The sequence below is a fragment of the Hydrococcus rivularis NIES-593 genome (genome assembly GCF_001904635.1).
Classification (GTDB): Bacteria; Cyanobacteriota; Cyanobacteriia; order Cyanobacteriales; family Microcystaceae; genus Hydrococcus; species Hydrococcus rivularis.
This window is the reverse complement of record NZ_MRCB01000006.1, coordinates 107,738-127,339: the sequence shown is the minus strand read 5'-3', so window position 1 is coordinate 127,339 and position 19,602 is coordinate 107,738. Positions and strand designations below refer to the sequence as shown.

At 44.8% G+C, this 19,602-nt stretch carries 19 protein-coding genes; 6 read left to right on the top strand and 13 right to left on the bottom strand.

Annotation, left to right across the window (positions count from 1 at the left end; all coding sequences use genetic code 11):
• Positions 1–262: 262 nt before the first annotated feature.
• On the bottom strand, positions 263–3,325 hold the full coding sequence (locus tag NIES593_RS23200; RefSeq protein ID WP_083602367.1) for a cadherin-like domain-containing protein: 3,063 nt from the start codon (positions 3,323–3,325) through the stop codon (positions 263–265).
• A gap of 602 nt (positions 3,326–3,927) precedes the next feature.
• On the opposite strand from NIES593_RS23200, the gene NIES593_RS07565 reads away from it, so the two are divergent.
• A complete protein-coding gene (locus NIES593_RS07565; RefSeq protein WP_073598999.1) occupies positions 3,928–4,782 on the top strand; it encodes a universal stress protein in 855 nt (284 codons plus the stop codon).
• A gap of 233 nt (positions 4,783–5,015) precedes the next feature.
• Here NIES593_RS07565 and psbM read toward each other — a convergent pair whose 3' ends face one another.
• Positions 5,016–5,123 carry a photosystem II reaction center protein PsbM gene (psbM, locus tag NIES593_RS07560; protein WP_015145092.1) on the bottom strand — a complete coding sequence of 36 codons (108 nt, stop codon included), beginning with the start codon at positions 5,121–5,123 and terminating at the stop codon, positions 5,016–5,018.
• Between the two features lie 63 nt (positions 5,124–5,186).
• Positions 5,187–5,483, bottom strand: coding sequence for a 2Fe-2S iron-sulfur cluster-binding protein (locus NIES593_RS07555; protein ID WP_073598998.1), 297 nt, complete (start codon positions 5,481–5,483; stop codon positions 5,187–5,189).
• A gap of 214 nt (positions 5,484–5,697) precedes the next feature.
• Here NIES593_RS07555 and NIES593_RS07550 point away from each other — a divergent pair, with 214 nt between their 5' ends.
• Positions 5,698–5,973, top strand: coding sequence for a glycine zipper domain-containing protein (locus tag NIES593_RS07550; RefSeq protein WP_073598997.1), 276 nt, complete (start codon positions 5,698–5,700; stop codon positions 5,971–5,973).
• Positions 5,974–6,128: 155 nt separating this feature from the next.
• On the opposite strand, the gene ndhM is transcribed toward NIES593_RS07550, so the two are convergent.
• The 5 genes from ndhM to NIES593_RS07525 form a co-directional block, all read right to left on the bottom strand.
• The gene (gene ndhM / locus NIES593_RS07545) at positions 6,129–6,485 is read right to left on the bottom strand and encodes an NAD(P)H-quinone oxidoreductase subunit M (protein ID WP_073598996.1); all 357 of its coding nucleotides are present in this window, start codon (positions 6,483–6,485) and stop codon (positions 6,129–6,131) included.
• Positions 6,486–6,510: 25 nt separating this feature from the next.
• Positions 6,511–7,767 (bottom strand): phosphopantothenoylcysteine decarboxylase domain-containing protein, encoded by a 1,257-nt coding sequence (locus tag NIES593_RS07540; RefSeq protein WP_073599046.1) that lies wholly within the window; start codon positions 7,765–7,767, stop codon positions 6,511–6,513.
• A 75-nt stretch (positions 7,768–7,842) separates the two neighbouring features.
• On the bottom strand, positions 7,843–8,352 hold the full coding sequence (locus NIES593_RS07535; protein WP_073598995.1) for an inorganic diphosphatase: 510 nt from the start codon (positions 8,350–8,352) through the stop codon (positions 7,843–7,845).
• A gap of 156 nt (positions 8,353–8,508) precedes the next feature.
• Positions 8,509–8,706, bottom strand: a complete 198-nt coding sequence (locus NIES593_RS25855; RefSeq protein WP_073598994.1) for a TLTLP motif-containing protein — start codon at positions 8,704–8,706, stop codon at positions 8,509–8,511.
• A gap of 175 nt (positions 8,707–8,881) precedes the next feature.
• Positions 8,882–9,823 (bottom strand): lysylphosphatidylglycerol synthase transmembrane domain-containing protein, encoded by a 942-nt coding sequence (locus NIES593_RS07525; protein ID WP_073599045.1) that lies wholly within the window; start codon positions 9,821–9,823, stop codon positions 8,882–8,884.
• 67 nt (positions 9,824–9,890) lie between these two features.
• On the opposite strand from NIES593_RS07525, the gene NIES593_RS07520 reads away from it, so the two are divergent.
• The 3 genes from NIES593_RS07520 to NIES593_RS07510 all read left to right on the top strand — a co-directional run bounded on the left by NIES593_RS07520 (position 9,891) and on the right by NIES593_RS07510 (position 12,943).
• On the top strand, positions 9,891–10,493 hold the full coding sequence (locus NIES593_RS07520) for a class I SAM-dependent methyltransferase (protein ID WP_073598993.1): 603 nt from the start codon (positions 9,891–9,893) through the stop codon (positions 10,491–10,493).
• 39 nt (positions 10,494–10,532) lie between these two features.
• Positions 10,533–11,927: a 1-acyl-sn-glycerol-3-phosphate acyltransferase gene (locus tag NIES593_RS07515; protein WP_073598992.1), complete on the top strand. Its 1,395-nt coding sequence runs from the start codon at positions 10,533–10,535 to the stop codon at positions 11,925–11,927.
• 278 nt (positions 11,928–12,205) lie between these two features.
• Positions 12,206–12,943 (top strand): dinitrogenase iron-molybdenum cofactor biosynthesis protein, encoded by a 738-nt coding sequence (locus NIES593_RS07510; RefSeq protein ID WP_073598991.1) that lies wholly within the window; start codon positions 12,206–12,208, stop codon positions 12,941–12,943.
• Here NIES593_RS07510 and NIES593_RS07505 read toward each other — a convergent pair.
• The 3 genes from NIES593_RS07505 to hcp all read right to left on the bottom strand — a co-directional run bounded on the left by NIES593_RS07505 (position 12,940) and on the right by hcp (position 15,502).
• Positions 12,940–13,299, bottom strand: coding sequence for a type II toxin-antitoxin system PemK/MazF family toxin (locus NIES593_RS07505; RefSeq protein WP_073598990.1), 360 nt, complete (start codon positions 13,297–13,299; stop codon positions 12,940–12,942). The genes NIES593_RS07510 and NIES593_RS07505 overlap by 4 nt on opposite strands.
• Positions 13,286–13,519 (bottom strand): type II toxin-antitoxin system MazE family antitoxin, encoded by a 234-nt coding sequence (gene mazE / locus NIES593_RS07500; protein ID WP_073598989.1) that lies wholly within the window; start codon positions 13,517–13,519, stop codon positions 13,286–13,288. Before mazE ends, NIES593_RS07505 begins: the two co-directional genes overlap by 14 nt.
• A gap of 339 nt (positions 13,520–13,858) precedes the next feature.
• Positions 13,859–15,502 carry a hydroxylamine reductase gene (gene hcp / locus NIES593_RS07495; RefSeq protein WP_073598988.1) on the bottom strand — a complete coding sequence of 548 codons (1,644 nt, stop codon included), beginning with the start codon at positions 15,500–15,502 and terminating at the stop codon, positions 13,859–13,861.
• A gap of 207 nt (positions 15,503–15,709) precedes the next feature.
• Between hcp and NIES593_RS07490 the strand changes: the two genes are divergently transcribed.
• Positions 15,710–16,870 carry a DUF58 domain-containing protein gene (locus tag NIES593_RS07490; protein ID WP_073598987.1) on the top strand — a complete coding sequence of 387 codons (1,161 nt, stop codon included), beginning with the start codon at positions 15,710–15,712 and terminating at the stop codon, positions 16,868–16,870.
• Between the two features lie 348 nt (positions 16,871–17,218).
• Here NIES593_RS07490 and NIES593_RS07485 read toward each other — a convergent pair whose 3' ends face one another.
• Together NIES593_RS07485 and NIES593_RS07480 are read right to left on the bottom strand one after the other, a co-directional pair.
• Positions 17,219–18,715 (bottom strand): aldehyde dehydrogenase family protein, encoded by a 1,497-nt coding sequence (locus NIES593_RS07485; RefSeq protein ID WP_073598986.1) that lies wholly within the window; start codon positions 18,713–18,715, stop codon positions 17,219–17,221.
• Positions 18,716–18,759: 44 nt separating this feature from the next.
• Positions 18,760–19,593: a dual OB domain-containing protein gene (locus NIES593_RS07480; RefSeq protein ID WP_073598985.1), complete on the bottom strand. Its 834-nt coding sequence runs from the start codon at positions 19,591–19,593 to the stop codon at positions 18,760–18,762.
• Positions 19,594–19,602: the final 9 nt, after the last annotated feature.

Below are 19,602 nucleotides of genomic sequence, written 5' to 3'. Positions count from 1 at the left end.
CTCAATATCGGTCTTGGGTGGAATTTAGATTTAGCTTACATTACTTTTACGGAGAAAGGTTATGAAAGGATAAAATTATTCAAGAATCAGTTTAATCTAATCTGAGTTTTTGAGAAAGAGGTCGATCGCGATCGCATTTTTTTAATGCTTGCCTAAAAAGCCTTTATAACAACTTTATTAAAACTTTAAAAATATTTAGCTAAAAAAAATTGGGGGCGGTCTTTCGAGTTTGCCCCCAACTAAAGATAGATCTTTGCTCGACCTAATGAATGATATCCATAATGGCATCGTATTTGGGAGAGCCGTTTTGCTCGACGTGTTCGAGCAAACCCCAACTGCCCCATTTACTGGGCTGACCGATGTCGGCGAAATTCATAAACGTCCCGCCACCTAACTCGAACCACTTTTGTAGGTATTGTCTATAAACATCTCCCATGCGCGGGTCGCGATTGGCTTCTATGAACAGCTTGGTAATGGCTGCGTTGTCTTCGACTCCCTTAAAACCCGCCAAATGCTGACCGCCTTCATAGGCAATAAGCTGTAGGTTTTCTTTTCGAGCTAGGTCGATATGAGCTTTCATTCCATCATAGGATTGTTGCAGCGCTCCGCCTTTAGGACCTCCGCTCAAGACTCCTCCTTGGGTGATTTCGTCAAAAAGTTTTTTGCGTCCTCCATCTGAGTCGCGAGTCCAGCTGGCGATTTGGGAAGCATTCTCTGGCGCGCCGAGATAATAACCAATGTAAGGAGCGATCGCGATGGCATCAATGCCGTATGCTTGGTGAGACAGCGGTTTGTCGGTCCAATTGTAGGAAATCACTTGTTGGGCTACTCCGATATTAGCTGCTTGAGCTCCCATAACTCCGATTACTCGTGCTTTGTCTTCGCCAAAAACCCGATCCCAGATTTGCGTAATTTCTGTGGTGCGCTTGCTGTACCAATTGAGTCTCATTACGGTATCGGAGTCGCCGCTGCCGCCCCATTCCTTTTTCCCTTGTTGGAGCGCCCACTGACTTTGCTGAAAATCCTTGTTCCAGACCTCGTTGGAGTATTCAACATAGACTTTGCGTTCGGGTTCGAGATGGTTCTTGACGTAGCTGGCAAAGTTGGTAACGTATTCGTCGCTTGCTAAGTGGGGCATGGTAAACCAGGGGTCTGTATCGGTTTGATTGGCGAGTTCGACCATTACTTCTACTGGAGTTCCGTGCGTAGAATATCTAGCCGTTTGTGGCGTGGGGCGGTCGCTCCACTGACTTTGGCTGGAATTATTGGTTTTCATCCAGTCCATAAAGCGGAAGGCACTAAAGTCATCGACCTTTTCAATAAATTTGGGATTGAAAATTTGACTTTGGTAAGTTTTTTCGTAATCGATGGGAACGACGCGGATGTTGCGAAGGTAATTGCCGGTTTTATTGGGATCGGTGGCAATGATTTTCAACCAGATGCCTTCATTGGAGGGAGTGACATCGATAACATCTCTGCCGGGACGAGAGGCAGTCGAATTTTTTTTAGCATCAAAGCCGTATTCAATCGTACCTTGTCCTTCATAGAGGACGACGTATTGTCCGCCGGGATAGCGACCGCCTTTGTCTCGAAACAGGAGCGTGCCGACGCTAGTATATTTAGAACCGCTGTCGGCATTGGGTAGAGATTTGACCCAGCCATTTTTATCCAGGTCTAACTTGTTAGCTTCTTTCGTATCCCAAGTGGACTTATTTTGGGTAAACCAGGAGCGAGAAGATTTGAAGGCGTCGAGGAAGGGCATTTGCGTTGACCAATCGGCAATGCCACTGAGGTTCGTTCCTATGCTAACTACCGAGCTTGAAGCTGGTTCGGGTTGGGCTAATACGGAAACCGTTACTATGGCTTTTGCAGTTCCCCCGCGACCGTCGCTGACGGTGTATTGAAAGCTAGCATCGCCGATGAAGTTGTTTTTTGGAGTGAAAGTAATATTGCCGTTTTTATCTAGCGCGGCGGTTCCGTTAGTGGCATTACTAACGCCGGTAATTTTGAGGCGATCGCCATTGGCATCGCGATCGTTTTCTAGTAATTTCGTGGCTGAGAGTGTAATCTGTTTATCTTCTGTGGTAGTTGCCTTGTCAGCTTTTGCTACTGGCGGCGTATTGGTGGTATTATCGGTGCTTGCCGATTGTGGAGTCATGGATGTATTTCCTGAAGACTGATGATTGGCTAGAATGGCAATTTCCTTGTCTGTCAGGACGCGGTTGTAGACTCGCACGTCATCGATGCTGCCCTTGAAAGCATTCGTTCCGGTTCCTTGCGCGTCGCCATCGTGAAACTGGGTAGCTTGATTGATGGCACCGATGCCGATACCATCGGAGTGACTCCATAGCTGCGACCCTTGCCCGGTACCGAATTTGCTGCCATCGAGATAGGCGGTTAATGCTCCTGCCTGTAGGGTTGGACTACCCTCTTTGGCGTTAAGGACGACAGTCACGTGATGCCATTTGTTAGAGCTAATCGTATTGGTGAATAGATAAGTTCCCTTCCAGTTGCTTTCGGAAGCGGGATTATTCCATGCGCCTACATAGAGACGACCGTTATGAACGTAGATGTTTAGCCCGCGTGCCCTACCGCCTTCTTCATATATCACTTGTTTGCAATCGGAAATATTTTTATCGTCAACTTTAAACCACAAAGAAAGCGTTCGCTTTGCATGAGTACCTGTATTGATATTGCTAGAATCGCCAACCCTAATGTAGTCGTTTGCTCCATCAAAACTAACCACACCGCCAAAGGTTCCGTCAATTTTTTTAAAAGTAGCTCCGTTGCGTAACTCTCCTCGGTTTTTTCCATAGGGAGATGAATCTGTTGCTTGAATTCCTGAAGTTTCTTCAAATTTTAAGTGCATTACCAATCGATCGCTCGACACTCGATCGCTTGGCATCTTTTCCTCCTTGGCATTTAGATTTTGAGCAGATGTTTTTAATTTTTTAGAACTCTTTGTTAAGCAATAAATACTCATTTCTCTGGCATATTTAGAGAAATTTTTATTATCTAATTCGGCTTGTATCAAGTTTTCATTACTAGCATAATTTTTGGGGTTTGTATCGCTTGCATTTTCAATTTTTGTGGAATTGCCATTTCCATTAAACTCAACAGTAATGGGAAATTGACCGTTAATTTTATCATATTTTGCCTCTTTGTCTAGTTTTTCACTATTATCTCTTTTGTGGCGCGATGAGACAGCCTCTAAGCTCCCAAAAGGTCTTTCTAGCTTGAGAGGCATGGTTAGATCGTCGTTCGGGAAAGTGCCAACTAATGATTGATTTATTGTAGAAGAAACTTGTTGATTGTTAGATAGCATAGTAATTTATCTTTCTATTAATGCTTAAGTGCCGACAATCCTCAAAAAATACCTTCGATCGAATACAGTTATTGTGCCAAATTATTTTTTGGGGCAACTTCCGTTAAGATACGGAAAAAAATATTGAATATTTTTTGATTATTGAGGTAATTAATTAACTATAATTACTGAGACTGATTAAGTAAATTAATGTACGTATTTTTTCTAACCCTTCTCTCAAGTAAAGGCATGGGATAAGAGTTTTCCTCAAACGGCGCGAATTCAATGAAAAACTGATGTAGCGATCGCGCTCTATTGCCAACTCGAACGCAGCAACTTTGAAAATTGCGATTGAGTTTAAGGATTATTGCATTTTTAATAAATAGTAAAAATACAGAGAAGAAATAGCTACAAATAAAAACCAATCGAAGAAAGAAGCGATCGGCTATTGAAATGAGAGAAAGAGCGATTGCCAATCGAGAGTAGATATTAAAGTTTATTAACGCGATTTAATGTTTAGTTTTGTCTACTGACTTAACAAGTTGTTAAATTTCTTGGGCGGGATTGGCAGTATCCTTGTACCCAGAAATAGCTAATTGCCGTTAACAACCCAGTTTCAATCCATGCTCGAAAAGATTCTATACACCGATTCGGGAACGGGTCCCACCCAAGACATGCTCAAGGTCTTGATGGACATCCCAGCCATCAAAAAAGCTGCAATTACCATCTTGCACGTCATTCCTCCCCAAATTACAGCCGATGCTGTTACAGCTAAGTGGGAAGAAGGAGGCAAAATTATTGCTAGCATTCTTGAGAATGTCCAACTAGATCCTACTAAAGTTTCTACCATGCTGCGCCAAGGCGACCCTAAAGACACGGTTTGCCAGGTTGCTGAAGAAATTAATGCCGACTTGATTATTATGGGTTCTCGCGGACTCAAGCGCTTAGAAGCTATTCTCGAAAATTCTGTCAGCCAGTATGTCTTTCAACTTACTAACCGTCCCATGTTGTTGGTCAAAGACGACATCTACGTCAAAAAAATCAAGCGAGTAATGGTGGCGCTAGATAAGTCGGCGGCAGCTCAATACGCACTCGATCTGACCCTATTCCTACTGCGAGATTACCCAGATGCCGAGCTATTTTTAGCTCGCGTCAACCCCGATTTGAAGCCGGAATTATTGCCTCTGTCGAAAGCAGAGATGGAAAATAACCCCATTCTTGCTCCTGCGGCAGAGAAAGCAAAAAGAATGGGAGTTCCCTATCGTTGCATCGTCACGGGAGGTAAGCCAGGGGAGCAAATCTGTAATTTAGTTGAAGAAAATAATATTGACTTACTTGTGATGGGTTCTCCCGATCGCCGTCCTTCCGTAGCTAAAAGCTTACCCGATCTCGATCGCCTTTTGGGAACTTCTCTATCCGATTATATTCGCGTCAATGCGTCCTGTCCGGTTCTCTTGGCACGAAAAGAAGACGGCTGAGATTCGGCGATCGATCGCCAGTTATTAGGCAATAGGTCAATCCAATTCGCAATTTAGAAAGAAAAAGGGAAACAGAACGATTCTGTTTCCCTCTTTTTTCTTATATAGCAATCCTAGTTGATTCATTAAAATTGTAGTGCGAGCGTCTCGCTCGCGCTTCTCATGATACCCGCACTACGTTTACAAATGATTTAAGACTGCTATAGTGATAGATTTTCGCTGATTTTGACTTATTATCGTGCGCCTTCTTTATTAGTTTGAATGTACAGAATTAACAGAAAAACGGTGGGTACCAGCACGAATAAAATGGTAGCGATAAACCCAAGATCGTTAACTTGCATTGCTCGATTACCTCTGCGTCATCTTGACTAACAATCATTAGAATACCATTACCGCGATTGAGATTACGGCTTGGTTTTTACCTTAACCGGACCGTTGACGAGGGTTTGACAAGCTAGACGATAGCTTTCCGGCTTTTTTTTGAGCTTTCGTAACTCAAAATCCGTTTTAGGAGAGAGATTTTCCATGCCTTCGACAATCTCAACGATACAGGTTCCGCATTGACCATATCCCCCACAATTAGTCAGCTTGCCTTTGAAAGTGTAAATGTCAATCCGATTTTGTAGTGCTTTCTCTCGCAGGTTTGCTCCATCCGCTGCAATGACTTCTGTCCCTTCTTTAACGAACGTAATGTTGCCCATCTGCTCTCCTTAGTACTAACCCTTTATCTCATAATATTAAGAAATTATAAGAGTTTGTCGATAAGGCGATCGCGTCGCTACTATTCTCTGTAGTCGGAGGGAGTTTCAGCAATGGGGATTTAACTCCTGCTCGTTTAAATTACTTCACAAACTGGATCTGAGAACGAAATTCCTTGTATGGTTAGATAGTAGGTTCTTAATGTGCTAGAATACTATGTCTGAGCTTGGTTCTTTCTTTGGTTCATTGATTGGCTCGATCGGCGGCTCGATTGTTGGGGCAATAGCTGGGTCAATCGCGGGGGCGGTTAGCGGTTCAATAGGCGCTTCACTGCTCGGTTCGCTTTTGGGTTCGCTGGCTGGTTCGGTTTTGGGATCGCTTGTAGGATCGATGTTAGGCTCGATGGTAGATTCGGCGGTGGATAACCTCTGGCAGGAAATCAACGAGGAGAGCGCTGAGCCTCGAATGAAGTATATTGGTGTTTATAGTTAAACCTCATCTAAAAAACCTGTAGTAGCGCTCAAGCGCTACTACAAGCTCTAAAACACCAGTTATTAAGGAAAAAGGCAAAAGGAAAAATTGATTGAATGGGTTGAAGACCCCCTAAATTTTATCCTGACTCCTTCTTCTCGCATGGCGATCGCCGATTAAAGATATTTTCCTTCGCTTTCGGGACTTTCTACGCGGGGAAGTCCCATACTGTAGTTAAGCACGCGGCTGCCAAGATTATAGCTAATTTCACCTTTTTGCAGCAGCGATCGCATAAAATGTTCTAAATCCGAACCGATGCGCCGCAGATTGTATTCGGTTAGATCTTCTCTGCTGTAGGATTCCACTAATTCATCAAACTTGGCGTAAACCTTCTGAAGGCTATCTTCATTCCAGTTAAATTCGTTGTCCGGATCGACATCTAAGGTCAGGACGCTATCGCTAGGGATCAGTTCGTTATCTTTAACTTCCGCCGTGTAGATCCGAATATGGCGAGTAGTAGACTTGAGCAGCATAAGATTACGGTTTTGCTATCTTTGATTAAGAATTATTATGCCAAACTTGTTCGAGATAATTGGCGATCGCTTTGGCAATCTCTTTTTTCCCAACCATCTTTTGTGGCGGTCGATCTGCTGTCACCAAGTAAGCAATTTGTTCGCCACCTAGCCCCATTTCTTCGCCACGATTGGCAATTATGGCACGATAGCCGCGTTTGATTCTCTGTTGGGCAATTTCCATTAACGCTTCGTGACTCACCCCTTCTTGGTACTTAAAAGTTACCATATGCAGGTCGGGAAATTTTGCTCTGACTTCCTCGATTACCTTCAGAGTCGGCACTAGGTTAATCGTTTTCAAGGCGCCGCCACTAGGAGTTTTTCCAGGAAGAACCAATTCTGGTTTGTAATCGGCGACTGCGGCTGAAAAAATCCCAAACCTATAGGGTTTTTGGCTTAACGTTTCCAGGATCGATGCCAAATATTCGTCATAGGTTCTGACAATTTGGTACGGCAGATAGGCAGGGGGTTGGTAAGTTCCCTCTCCGTGAATCAGTCGAACATCTGCATCTCTTAGGTAAAGTTCTTCTGTTATTTCAGCCCCCAATCTGCCGCTAAAACGATTGGTAAGTCGGCGCACATTATCGATGGGAACTGGGGTAGGACCTCCCGTGACTAAGATTGGAACTCCTTTGAGAGGGGAAGTGCTTACCAAACGGCAAACTTCGACAACGATTTCCCGTTCGTCGGGGATATTGTGCTTGCCGTAAGCTTCTCGCGGGGGCACGATATAAACGCCCATCGCCTCTAACGTTTTTAGAGATTCGGTCAGGATCGAGTTGTGAAGGCTTCCGTGCATGGTGGGCGCGATCGCAATTTTCGTTCTTCCTCGTTCCATGCGACCGATTGCCGATGCTAAGGCAGAAGTAATGACCCCATCAGCGATGCCATAGCGCATTTTATTAATCGTGTTATAGGTAGCGGGGGCGACGAGATAGGCATCAAAGGGGGCGCTGTCGCTGAGGTGTTCTGCGGCGGCGGTTAGTTTCGTTACGACTGGGCGAGTCGTACTCCACTCTAACGCATCGATAGTAGTATAGCGCAAGGCTTCTTGGGACGTAAAAGCGACGACATCAGCCCCTTCTTTGCGCAGTGCGCGGGCGATTAAAGGGGCTTTGATTGCCGCAATGCCGCCAGTAATTAAAAGCGCAATTCGCTTGCCTTGCAAGTGTTCTCCCTCAATCGGCACCTCGCGATCGCCTAATTGCGATTCGGGAGGGGGACTGAAATCCCAGTGTTTCATTAGCGATCGGAGTTGGGAATTTGCCATTGGGGCAAAATAACGACTAACCTCTATCTCTAAACTTTACAAGGTTCGCTATTTTATGGCTTTAATACATTTCTCTATCAAGGCAGACACTGCATCGACATCTTTCCAACCCAGGATTTCTGTAACTTTCTTTTCAAGATTTTTGTAAGTTTTAAAAAACTCGGCAATTTCATCTAAGCGATGTTGGGCAATATCTTTAAGAGATTTTACATTGCTGTAGCGGGGATCTTTGTCGGGAACGCAGAGAATTTTCTCGTCGCGATCGCCACTATCGATCATTTCTAGCATCCCAATCGGACGGGCGGGAATGATGCAGCCTGGAAATGTGGGGCGATCCATCAATACCATTCCATCGAGGGGATCGCCGTCATCGGCGAGGGTGTTGGGAACGAAACCGTAGTCGTAGGGGTATTGAACCGATGAATAGAGAACGCGATCGAGAGCAAAAGCGTTCAAATCTTTGTCAAACTCGTATTTATTTTTACTGCCTGCCGGAATTTCGATTAAAACGTTGATTAAACCGGGCTTGGGTTGAGGGGGAATGCGAGATAGATCCACGAAATCTCTCCGAAAATCAACAAGATGAGCCTATTAAAATCAATCTCAAGACTCAGGTTTATTAAATCATATTTAGAGACCCGACAAGAAGTTTTAGGATGCTAATAATGTCTAGCGTCCATTGCCTAGGAAATCCAAGCGAGTCTCTATTGACTGTTAATTTTGAGTCATCTTTGGCTCCGATAGGGAATAACTCGGTTGTGGTAATGTCTCAATTGGGTTTTGTGAAGAGTAATACGCTATTACCACTATAGGCAAGGTTAGAGTCAATATAGCAATTATCGTTCCTATAAGGCTTGCCCACCCGGAACTAGGAGGTTCGGAAGCATTCCCTGACGGGCTACTTGTTTCCATAGAGATGTTTTTGCGCTCTGAACTCGATAGATTTTTAGGAAGAGATGGGTGTCATTTTAACCTTCCTACTTTCAATTGTACCTAATTCTTCTAAAGCGTTACTATAAATTCAATCTTGTCATTACAAATCAATTTAGATTGAGAAGAAAGTAAAGAATCGCGATCGCATCGAACGCTACCAACGCGAATTTACGGGAAAAAATTGACCAATCGACCATGCCAGTCCTGCAGCGATCGCTTCTGCCAAAATACTAATCATTCTGTACGAAGCGATCGCGCTGAGAATAACGCCCTTAGGCAACTGTTGCCCCGACAAAAGAGCGATCGCAACGGCTTCAAACACGCCAATTCCTCCGGGTGCGCCGGGGATGATTAATCCCATCAGCCAAGCAAAACTAAAAACGCTAAATAATGTGGGAATTTGACTGAGATCGAGCGGCAATAATGCCATCCACGTTAGCCCAAATCCGCTTCCTCGCAGCAGCAAAAAAAATATTTCTCCTAAGAAATAAATTGATAGATTTTGTTCGATAGTAATCGTCGATTCTTTTTCTTGACTCTTTAATCGACTCAAAAATTTTAGCGATGGATTTAAGATTTTAGGATGAACCCCCAGAAAAGTAGTGATTAGTAAAGTCAAATTAACTTGCCACAACCAAGGAGAAAAATTAGTCTTAATTAAGCCGATAGCACTAGCTAATAAAGTCACTAAAAAAGCTGCCGAAGCCATTAATAATGGCTCTAATAAAACGCTCAGACTGGCTACTTGTAAAGAACCGCCTGCTTGGTAAACGGCTGAGATGCGACCATAAAAATGACCGACATTGCCCGGTAAATATTTAGCCAGGTTAGTCATTAAATAAACTTGTAGTGCCCATTTCCTTGTTATGGGTTGCTTAAAAGCTTTGAGTAATCCAGTCCATACTAACCCCGACCAAATATGAGCTAAAAGCGTTATCATAAGAGCGAACGCCAAGATAATCCATCCTCTCGGCTCTATTTTCGCTTCTGTTACATTTTGCCAGTTGTCTTTAAATGCTTTAAGAATAAAAAATAGCGTTCCACCGAAGACAATCCATTTTAGGGAAGATTTGACAGCTAGTAAAAATTTCTTCACGCGATCGCTACTCGATAAATTCAGCAAACTAAACTTAGACTGAATTTTAAATTAATCTATCTGAAAAATGACCAATAATATTTTTGAAAGCAAAGAAAAACTTTTCGATCGCTGGGCGCCCAACTATGATTTTTTACTAACGACAGTATTTTATCAAGCCGTCCATAAACGATTGTTAGAATATGTCAAATTACCCGAACGACCCAACGTCCTAGATTTAGGGTGCGGTACGGGTCGTCTTTTAAATCGACTCGCCGATCGATTTCCCGAACTTCAAGGAACAGGACTTGATTTATCAACACAAATGTTGCGTCAAGCACGACAGCGCAACCAACATCGTCCACGGCTAATTTTTGTGCGAGGAAATGCGGAATCTTTACCCTTTGTAAACAATCAATTTGATGCCGTTTTTAATACGATTAGCTTTCTTCACTATCCCAACCCCGAACGAGTTTTTGCCCAAGTAAGTCGCGTCTTACGCCCTCAAGGACATTTTTATTTAGTGGATTGGGCATTCGATCGCAGGCTTTCTATGTCTCAAGTAAATATAAGATTTTACAGTTCCCAGCAACGAGAACAATTAGGTGCAACGGTTGGCTTAAAATGCTTGGGGCATTATTATCTTTTGAGTAAAGTTTTACTAACAATTTTTAATAAGGACACGAAATGAATTAATTAGGATCGATACTAAATTTGATACTTACCTTCTATGCACCAGGCTCACCCAAAGCTAGAGTTTATTTCGCCAGCTTTTAATGGCTCGATTCTCAAAATTACACAGCGATCGCTGCCCATTTTGCTGAAATTTCGGCTGAAACGCTGGCTGCCAGCCGGAATTAGTCGGATTGATGCAGTCAATGTAGAAACTTTAGCCGAACTCTACCATCAATTTCAGACGGGAAAAATTCGCTTGTTATTGGCATTTCGTCATTGTCAGGTGGACGATCCGCTTTGCGGTCTATACCTGCTTTCCCGCGTCCCGCAAGTAGCTCGTCGAAAGGGAATTGCTCTGCAATCCCCGATTCATAGTCATTTTATTTACGAGCGCGGGATGCCTCTATGGGCTGGTGCATGGCTGGGTTGGCTATTGTCCCGCTTAGGTGGAATTCCGATTCATCGAGGCAAGCCGTTCGACTGGACGGCAATTAAAACGGTACGAAAGCTGTTAATTGATGGCGATTTACCTATGGCGCTTGCTCCCGAAGGCGCCACAAACGGTTATAGCGAAATTGTTAGCCCTCTAGAACCTGGGGCGGCTCAGTTAGGATTCTGGTGCGTGGAAGATTTGCTTAAAGCCAATCGTCCCGAACAAGTTTATATCGTTCCGATTGGCATTCAATATGGCTATGTAAAGCCGCAATGGTCGAGACTGGATTGGTTGTTGCGTCAATTGGAAGCAGATTGTGGTTTGCTATCTCGAAACAGCCAACCAGAAAAAGAGCGCGAACTGAAGAAAATTTACGCTCAACGCCTGTTTCGTTTGGGAGAATACCTGATAACTGAGATGGAGCAATTCTATCGTCGATTTTACCACCAAAATCTCCCAAGCGATCCGCGCAGCGCTGGCTCAAAAAATCTAACGACGCGACTTCACCAATTACTAGATGTCGCCCTGCGAGTTGGAGAGGAATATTTTGGTTTGCAGAGCAAGGGGACGATTATCGAACGCTGCCGTCGCTTAGAAGAAGCGGGATGGACTTACATTTATCGAGAAGATATATCCGACTTGAAGACGCTATCGCCTCTACATCGGGGTTTAGCTGACTGGGTAGCTCAAGAAGCCAACTTGCGGATGTTGCATATGCGTCTGGTAGAAAGCTTTGTTGCCGTAACAGAAAGCTATCTTCAAGAGAATCTCTCCTTCGAGCGATTGGCTGAAACGGCTTTACTTATTTTCGACGTGCTAGCTCGCATTAAAACCAGAAAAATGCCTCGTCGCCCTCGATTGGGATGGCGTTGGGCGAGAATTACCGTCGGCGAAGCCATTTCAGTTAGCGATCGCTGGCACGTTTATCAATCTAGCCGTCAGGCGGCTAAACAAGCTGTGGCTGACTTAACACAAGACTTACATGTTGCTTTAGAAAAGATGATTTCAAAGAGTTAAACGCTTGGAACGCCATTGATAGAGGGATCTGGGTGTTGCGATCGCACTTATACAAACTTACAAACTAATTCACAAGACCGAGCAATGTTACCAAAGAAAATGACATTAACTCCCGATGCGACGAATGGTATTAAATTGTACTGAAATATAGCGAGCGATTTTTAAATAATAGAATCGGGAAATAATTGACTAGATACTGCTAGATTGACGACAAGTTTTTTGACCTAAATAAATACCTAGTAGTATTCGCTCGATTAACAATTTAGAGAGAATCGATTATGAGCGGACAAACTCTGTCAAATGAAGTAGCCCTAAGAATTGCATTGGCTGCAAGGGCATTGCCAGGAACTTCAGTGGGCGATCTCATAGGAGCCTTACATACATATCTAGGCGATGCGATCGATGAAACAGCTTTGAGTAAAATTACAGTCACCAACTTAAAAACAGCATTCGGACAAACCTATCAACTCGATGCAGATGAAGATGGTGAAGATGCTGGAACTGCCGACATAGCAGCACTCAAAGAAGCTGTGAGAATTTTGTGGGGTGAAACAAACGAGGAAGATAAGCTGCCGCCAATAGAACCATACCAGGATGGCGAAATGCCGGGTTCAATTCGCATTGCTGTGGCTTCTAACAATCAAGAACAGTTGGACGGACATTTTGGTTCTTGTCTGCGTTATTTGATTTATCAGCTATCGCCAACACAAATGAAGCTGATAGATATCAGATCGGCAGTGGAAGCCGATTTATCAGATGATAAAAATGCTTTCCGAGTTAGTTTGATTAAAGATTGCCACGTTTTGTATATCGTCTCGGTAGGGGGGCCCGCAGCAGCAAAAGTTATCAAAGCAGGTATCTATCCGATGAAAGTAACAGAAGGCGGTTCGGCAAGAGCTGTTTTGAGCGAACTACAAAAAGTAATCGCCACTTCACCCCCACCTTGGTTAGCAAAGATTATCGGGATAGCAGAAGGCGATCGCGTGAAAAATTATAAGGCTGCTGGTGTAGGTTAGAAAGCGAACCCTAGCACGATATCTAAGGCAGCTCGAATCGGTTGCCAATAGTGGTTTTCTAACACGCCGACAAGTCCCAATACCCGTTGACCATCAACAGATCGAATCTGGGCGATATCTAAGAAACGATCTCTGTCTAAGCCATTGGTCGAACTAGCTTTGATATTGACAGTATAAGGCGCTTGTTTGCTGCCTGGGCGAAAGGGAATGATGATGGTCAGCAATCCATACTGATTCATCGTGTCATTTTGAACGATGAGGCAAGAGCGGGTTTTTTGTATCTCTGCCCCTAAAGTCGGATCGAGACGAACCCAACGAATTTCCCCGCGCCGATAAGTTAAATTACCCCTCGGCATCGATACCGTCTCCAGCAACGTTATCCCAAGCCAGTATTTCTTGCTGATAGTTGGGGTCTTCTACATCAGTTGCCAAAGCAGCAATTAACTGAGATTCGAGTACTTGCTTGCGGTGAGTTGCCAGGAGGTTATTGAGATAATCGCTGCGATTGCCTTTAGCGACCGTATCGAGGAAGGCAACTAGGTTTTCATCAAGAGTGACTGCGATTTTTTTCTTCATAGTATGATAATTATATCATACTCAAGCTGTATGAAAAAAGCGGGGCGTTGCTGAATGCAGCCCTTCACTTCGAGAGAGGATAATACCATTTTTCATTCATTAATGACAGAGATAGTCGATCGCCCTCACCCCCAACCCCTCTCCCTATTTGGGAGAGGGGAGAAGAATGTCGATCGCGAAAACAGGAAAATTAGTATAAACTCCGCGCAATGAAAAATCTACCGAGATTCTTCGCTTCACTCCGTTATGCTCAGAATGACAATTTATACCTTGATTTAGCAAAGCAAAAAGCGGTTATTGCCGATCCAGAGGAAACAGGCAACACCGCGATGTTTCTTTCTAACCCAGACAAGCGGCTAAATCTTCATCGGGGGTAGTGATGGGTTTGAGGTGGTAGGTTTCTGAGAGCAGCTTCAATACATTGGGAGAGATAAATGCTGGTAGGGTGGGACCCAAACGAATATTTTGAATGCCCAAATATAGCAGCGTCAGCAACACCGCCACGGCTTTCTGTTCGTACCAGGAGAGAATCATCGACAAGGGGAGTTGATTGACATCTACCTCAAAAGCTTTTGCCAACCCCAGAGCAATCTGAATTGCCGAATAAGCATCGTTACACTGACCTACATCCATGAGTCGGGGAAGTTCGCCAATAGTTCCCAGTTGTTTGTCAAAGAAGCGGAACTTGCCGCAGGCGAGAGTTAGCACTATACAATCTTCGGGCACTTTTTCTACTAATTCGGTGTAGTAATTGCGATCGGGTTTAGCGCCGTCGCAGCCTCCCACAAGGAAGAAGTGACGAATTTTCCCGCCTTTGACGGCTTCGATAACTTTATCGGCAACGCTTAAAACGGCATTGCGAGCAAACCCCGTCATGACTTGGCGCGGTTCTTCATCTCGTGTAAATCCCGGCATTTCTAGGGCTTTTGCGATCGCGGGGGCAAAATCGGGGGTACCGTCGTCGGTTTCGGGAAGATAGTTGATGCCGGGATATCCCACGGAACCGATGGTGAAGAGTTTCTCGTCATAGGTTTCGTGGGGCGGCATCAGGCAGTTAGTAGTGATAACGATCGCGCCGGGAAATTTCGCAAACTCTTTAGTCTGATTCTGCCATGCAGTGCCGTAGTGACCGTACAGATGGGGATATTTCTGCTTTAAGAGGGGATAGCCGTGGGCTGGCAGAAGTTCCCCGTGGGTATAAACGGTAATGCCTTGATTGGCAGTCTGTTTGAGTAGGGCTTCGAGTTGTTTGATATCATGTCCCGACACCAAAATCGCTTTCCCAGTTCTGGCATTAAGCGGCACGACCGTAGGGACGGGATGACCGTAAGTGCTGGTATGACCTGCATCCAGAAGTTCCATCGCTCGCAGGTTGATTTCCCCAACTTTGAGCGCCAGCTTGACCCAATCTTCTAAAGTGAGGTTTTGGCGATCTAGGGCAGCTAAAGCCTTATGGATAAAAGAATAAACGCGATCGTCTTCCTGACCTAGTTCTTGGGCGTGGAAGGTGTAGGATGCAACTCCTTTGATCCCGTAAAGAACGGTCAGTTTGAGCGAGAAAATATCGACGTTTTGACCCGATTGAGTAATAAATTGGAGGGCAACGTCTTGACCTTGTTCGACTAAACTTTCCTGAAAATTGGGTTCATAACAAGATAGTGCCGACCATTCCGTCGGTTCCTTCGCTTGAATTTGGGCTTTTAAGTTCTCGCGAATAGCGATCGCGTCGCGAATGTAGCGATTAAACCGCTTGCGATCGAAGTTAACATTGGTCATCGTAGCGAAGAGTGCTTCGCAGGCGAATACATCTGTTTCGCGAGTGGGAATGCCTAACTGACGAGCGCGGAGTGCGACGGGGGCAAGCCCTCGCAGGCAATAGACTAACAAGTCTTGGACGGCATTCACCTCTGGACCTTTACCACAAGCTCCCCATTGATGGCATCCTTGTCCGCTAGCAGTTTGTTCGCATTGTTCGCAAAACATATCTCAAGTCTCCTATTTCCTTATACTTCCACTTTAGGCGCGATCGCGGGGGCAAGCCCTTGACTTAAGTCAAAAAATTGAATAAACCGCTTGCAAAAGTCTTAAATTCCTCAATCCAAAATCTAAAATTCAAAATTAGAAATCGTTAATTTCTTTGATTTATCTAAGAAGTCTAATCTATACTGGGTTGGCTCACTAATTCGATTGATGAAATTTACTGTTGCCTTGGCTGAATGGTTAGAAACCCATTGGGTTGCTCCCGCCCACAGCGGTTGGGTATTGGCAGGACTTGCCGTGTGTTTTTTTGGGGCTGCCACGAATACCATGGCGGGATGGCTATACGTCCTCAGCGGCACGATCTTCGCCCTGCTGGGATTGGCAGCTATTCTACCATTGCGATCGCTGCGCCACCTCAACATTCGCCGTCTCCCCATGACTCCGATCGGTGCGGGGGATACCTTGACGGTTGAGTTGGAAATTGAAAATACCAGCAAGGCTGCCAAAACGCTACTGCAACTCCAGGATCTGCTACCCTACGTCCTCTCCCAACCACTGCAAACGGCAGTAGAAGTTATTCCACCCAAAAGCGTTTATCGCTGGGTTTATTATGTTACTGCCAAGCGACGGGGCGTTTATCGCTGGCACGAAGTACAACTGAGAACGGGAACGCCATTGGGATTATTTTGGAGTCGCCGCAGTCAGGAAGTTCCCGCCAAAGCAATTGTTTATCCGCAAGTATTGCCCCTGGCAAATTGTCCATTAGTAGATAGTTTGGGACAAGATGAAAGTATAAAATTTCAGAGCGATCGCCGCTACCAAGCTGCTACTGAAGGAGTTACTAGAGCGTTGCGCCCCTACCGCTACGGAGATCCCACTCGTTTGATCCACTGGCGGATCAGTGCCCGCTTTGACGAGTTTGTCGTCCGCGAACTGGAAGTCATTACGGGAGGACAAGAGATTGTGATTGCCTTAGACAGTGCCTCTCGATGGGAAGAAGACAATTTTGAAAGCGCAGTTATTGCGGCTGCATCTTTGTATTTTTATGCCAGTCGCTGTCAACTAGCGGTAACGCTTTGGACGGCAGGGACGGGATTGGTTCGCGGCAATCGAGTCGTTTTGGAAACGCTAGCAGCCGTCGAAGCGCAAGAAAAAGCTAGGGAAATCCAGCGTCCTACTTTACCCTTAATCTGGCTGACGCAAAATGCTTCAACTCTAGATTCTCTCCCCGTAAGCAGCCGTTGGGTTTTCTTTCCTGCCTCATCTGAAGATAGCGATCGAGGTAGTCCCCTGTCTAACTTTTCTGGGTTGGTTATTAATCCAGAACAACCGCTTCAGCCTCAATTGCAAAAACCGCTGCGATCGCTTTAGACAAATTATTGCACGAGCGATGACAAGACCATTAAAGATTTTTCCTTGGGAATAGCAATAAAGTTAGAGTTTTTATCTTCTTTTAGCCAACTCTCAAAATTAATTAATTTCAAGTGTTTTTCGCGATCGAGAGATAAGTAGTGTATTTGATATCCAATACTGAAATCCGTTGCTTTAACTTCTCAAAATCTAACATATCTTTTACAACAACTCTTACATAAAAGACAGTTTACCTAGAACTTGAGAAAATGCAACTTAGAGTATTTAAGACCATTCGAGAACTATTGCTTGCCTCTTGTTATGGCATCGAAATCCCTCCTATCTACTATCCAATAACGACTACCATAACTACCGATTGTCGATCTGAGCGCGTTGCAAGCGACCGGAAAAATCGACATAAACCGTCTTCCATTCGGTAAAGACATCAAGCACCGCACTGCCCGCTTCGCGATGACCGTTGCCCGTTTGCTTCACGCCACCAAAAGGAAGATGGACTTCTGCGCCAATAGTGGGACCATTGATGTAAGTAATGCCAGCTTCAATATCCCGCATTGCCTGAAAAGCTCGGTTCACGTCGCGAGTATAAACTGAAGAAGACAACCCGTAAGGCGTATCGTTGAGAACTGCGATCGCTTCCTCAAACGAATTCACTTCTATCAAAGATACCACCGGACCAAAAATCTCTTCGCGAGCAACTCGCATCTGAGGAGTAACTTCATCCAATATGGTTGGTTGGAAGAAATAACCGTATTGCAGTTCTTCCTCTTTACCAATGTCTCCCCCGATTAACACCCTTGCTCCTTCCTCGCGAGCGATTTCTATATATCGTCTAACCCGTTCTCGTTGTGACGAATTAATTAAGGGACCTACATCCGTTTTCGGTTCGATGCCGTGACCTAAGCGCAGTTTAGCTGTTTTCTCCAACAGCATATCGGTAAACTTGGCTTTGATTTCGCGGTGCAAAATCAAGCGACTGGTCGCAGTACACCGCTGTCCGGTCGTGCCAAAAGCTCCCCAAAGCGCCCCTTCAAGTGCTAATTCTAAATCCGCATCTTCCATGACGACTTGGGCATTCTTGCCGCCCATTTCCAGACAGACGCGCTTGTGAGTACGCCCGCAAATCTCTCCAACTTCCGCACCCGATTTAGAAGAACCCGTAAAGGAAATTAAATCAATCCCTGGATGGTTTACCAATGCTCGACCGACTTCTCCGCCAGAACCGTGTACTAGGTTAACGACTCCAGGTGGAAAACCTGCCTCGTGGAAAATTTCCACTAAGAGAGTGGCGCAAGCAGGCGTATCCTTTGCTGGTTTGAGGATGATAGTATTGCCGCAAACCAGCGCAGGCATCACCTTCCAACAGGGAATCGCTATGGGAAAGTTCCAAGGCGTAATCAAAGCGCAAACGCCGACTGGCATCCGCACCGACATGGCAAACTTGTTGTTGAGTTCCGACGGCGTTGTCACCCCGAACAAGCGGCGACCTTCGCCAGCGTAGTAAAAAGCGCAATCAATTCCCTCTTGTACGTCTCCTCGCGTCTCAGACAACGGTTTGCCCATCTCGCGAGACATCAGATAGGCGATTTCTTCTTTTTTGTGCGATAATAGTTCTCCCGCGCGATGGATTAATTCTGCCCTCGCTGGTGCGGGAACTAAGCGCCAGGTTTTATAGGCGCGACGGGCAGCATCCACCGCTGCATCGACATCGCTATCGGTAGAGCGGGGAAAGGTAGCGACCAGCTCTCGCCAATCGGCAGGATTGCGACTTTCTGCGGTGTCTTTGGTTTGCGCGGGTATCCATTGACCGTCGATATAGTTGAGGCAAGTAAGTGGGGAAGTTTGCATACGCCTGACCTCTATTGGAAGCATCTCAGCCTCATGATAGCCAATCAGGGCTGGGGAAGGGATTTAAGATAGTTAAGGAAAGATGTTAATTCAGTTGAAGAGAGTTCGGAACGCGATCGCACCTTAAAGTTTCGCCATAAATATTCCCGTCCGCGATCGATGCTCCAATTTAATCGCTGCATTTCTGCTAAGATTTGGTCAGCTTCAGTTAGTTCTATTACCCTTGCAATTAACTTCCAACAAGGATCGTCACCTTCCCAGCGATCGTGAGGTTTATGGGGTAGACCTAAGCTAACAGTGACTAAACAAGCATCTTGAGGTTGAGATCCAGATGTCAGTTTTTTTTCTAATTCAGGATCGGTGATGGGAATATCGCTTAAGTATTGTCCGTTCGCTGTTTTTATCGTCCCTTTCCAAGTAATACCACCTTTAGTATTTGATTCAGCTTTTAGTAATAATTTTCTCGCATAAACTAATTGCAAAGTTCGTCTCTCTTGCTTAGGCATTTTTTGAATAAAAGGAACTGAGACATACTTATAAGGATTATGAAGAATATACGGATAATTAATACAATAACGAATTACATCGGATGGTTTGACTTTGCCTACTTTGCGCCATACACCAGGAACAATCCATTGATTTTCCAAGGCAAAACCAAAATCTGCTCCTTCATTTTCTAAGGGAATTTCTAAAAGCTCTAAAAGCGCTGGTTCATTTCCCTCAATCAAGCGAACACTTTCAGGAACACCGCCATTGTTTGGATTATTTCTAGAAATAGGACGAATCCATTGACCTGTTTTTGGATTAATACCAGCAATGCAACGCTCTTTGTATTTCCGGGAATTAGCTAGACAGATAATTCGGGTTACGGATGACATACAATTTGA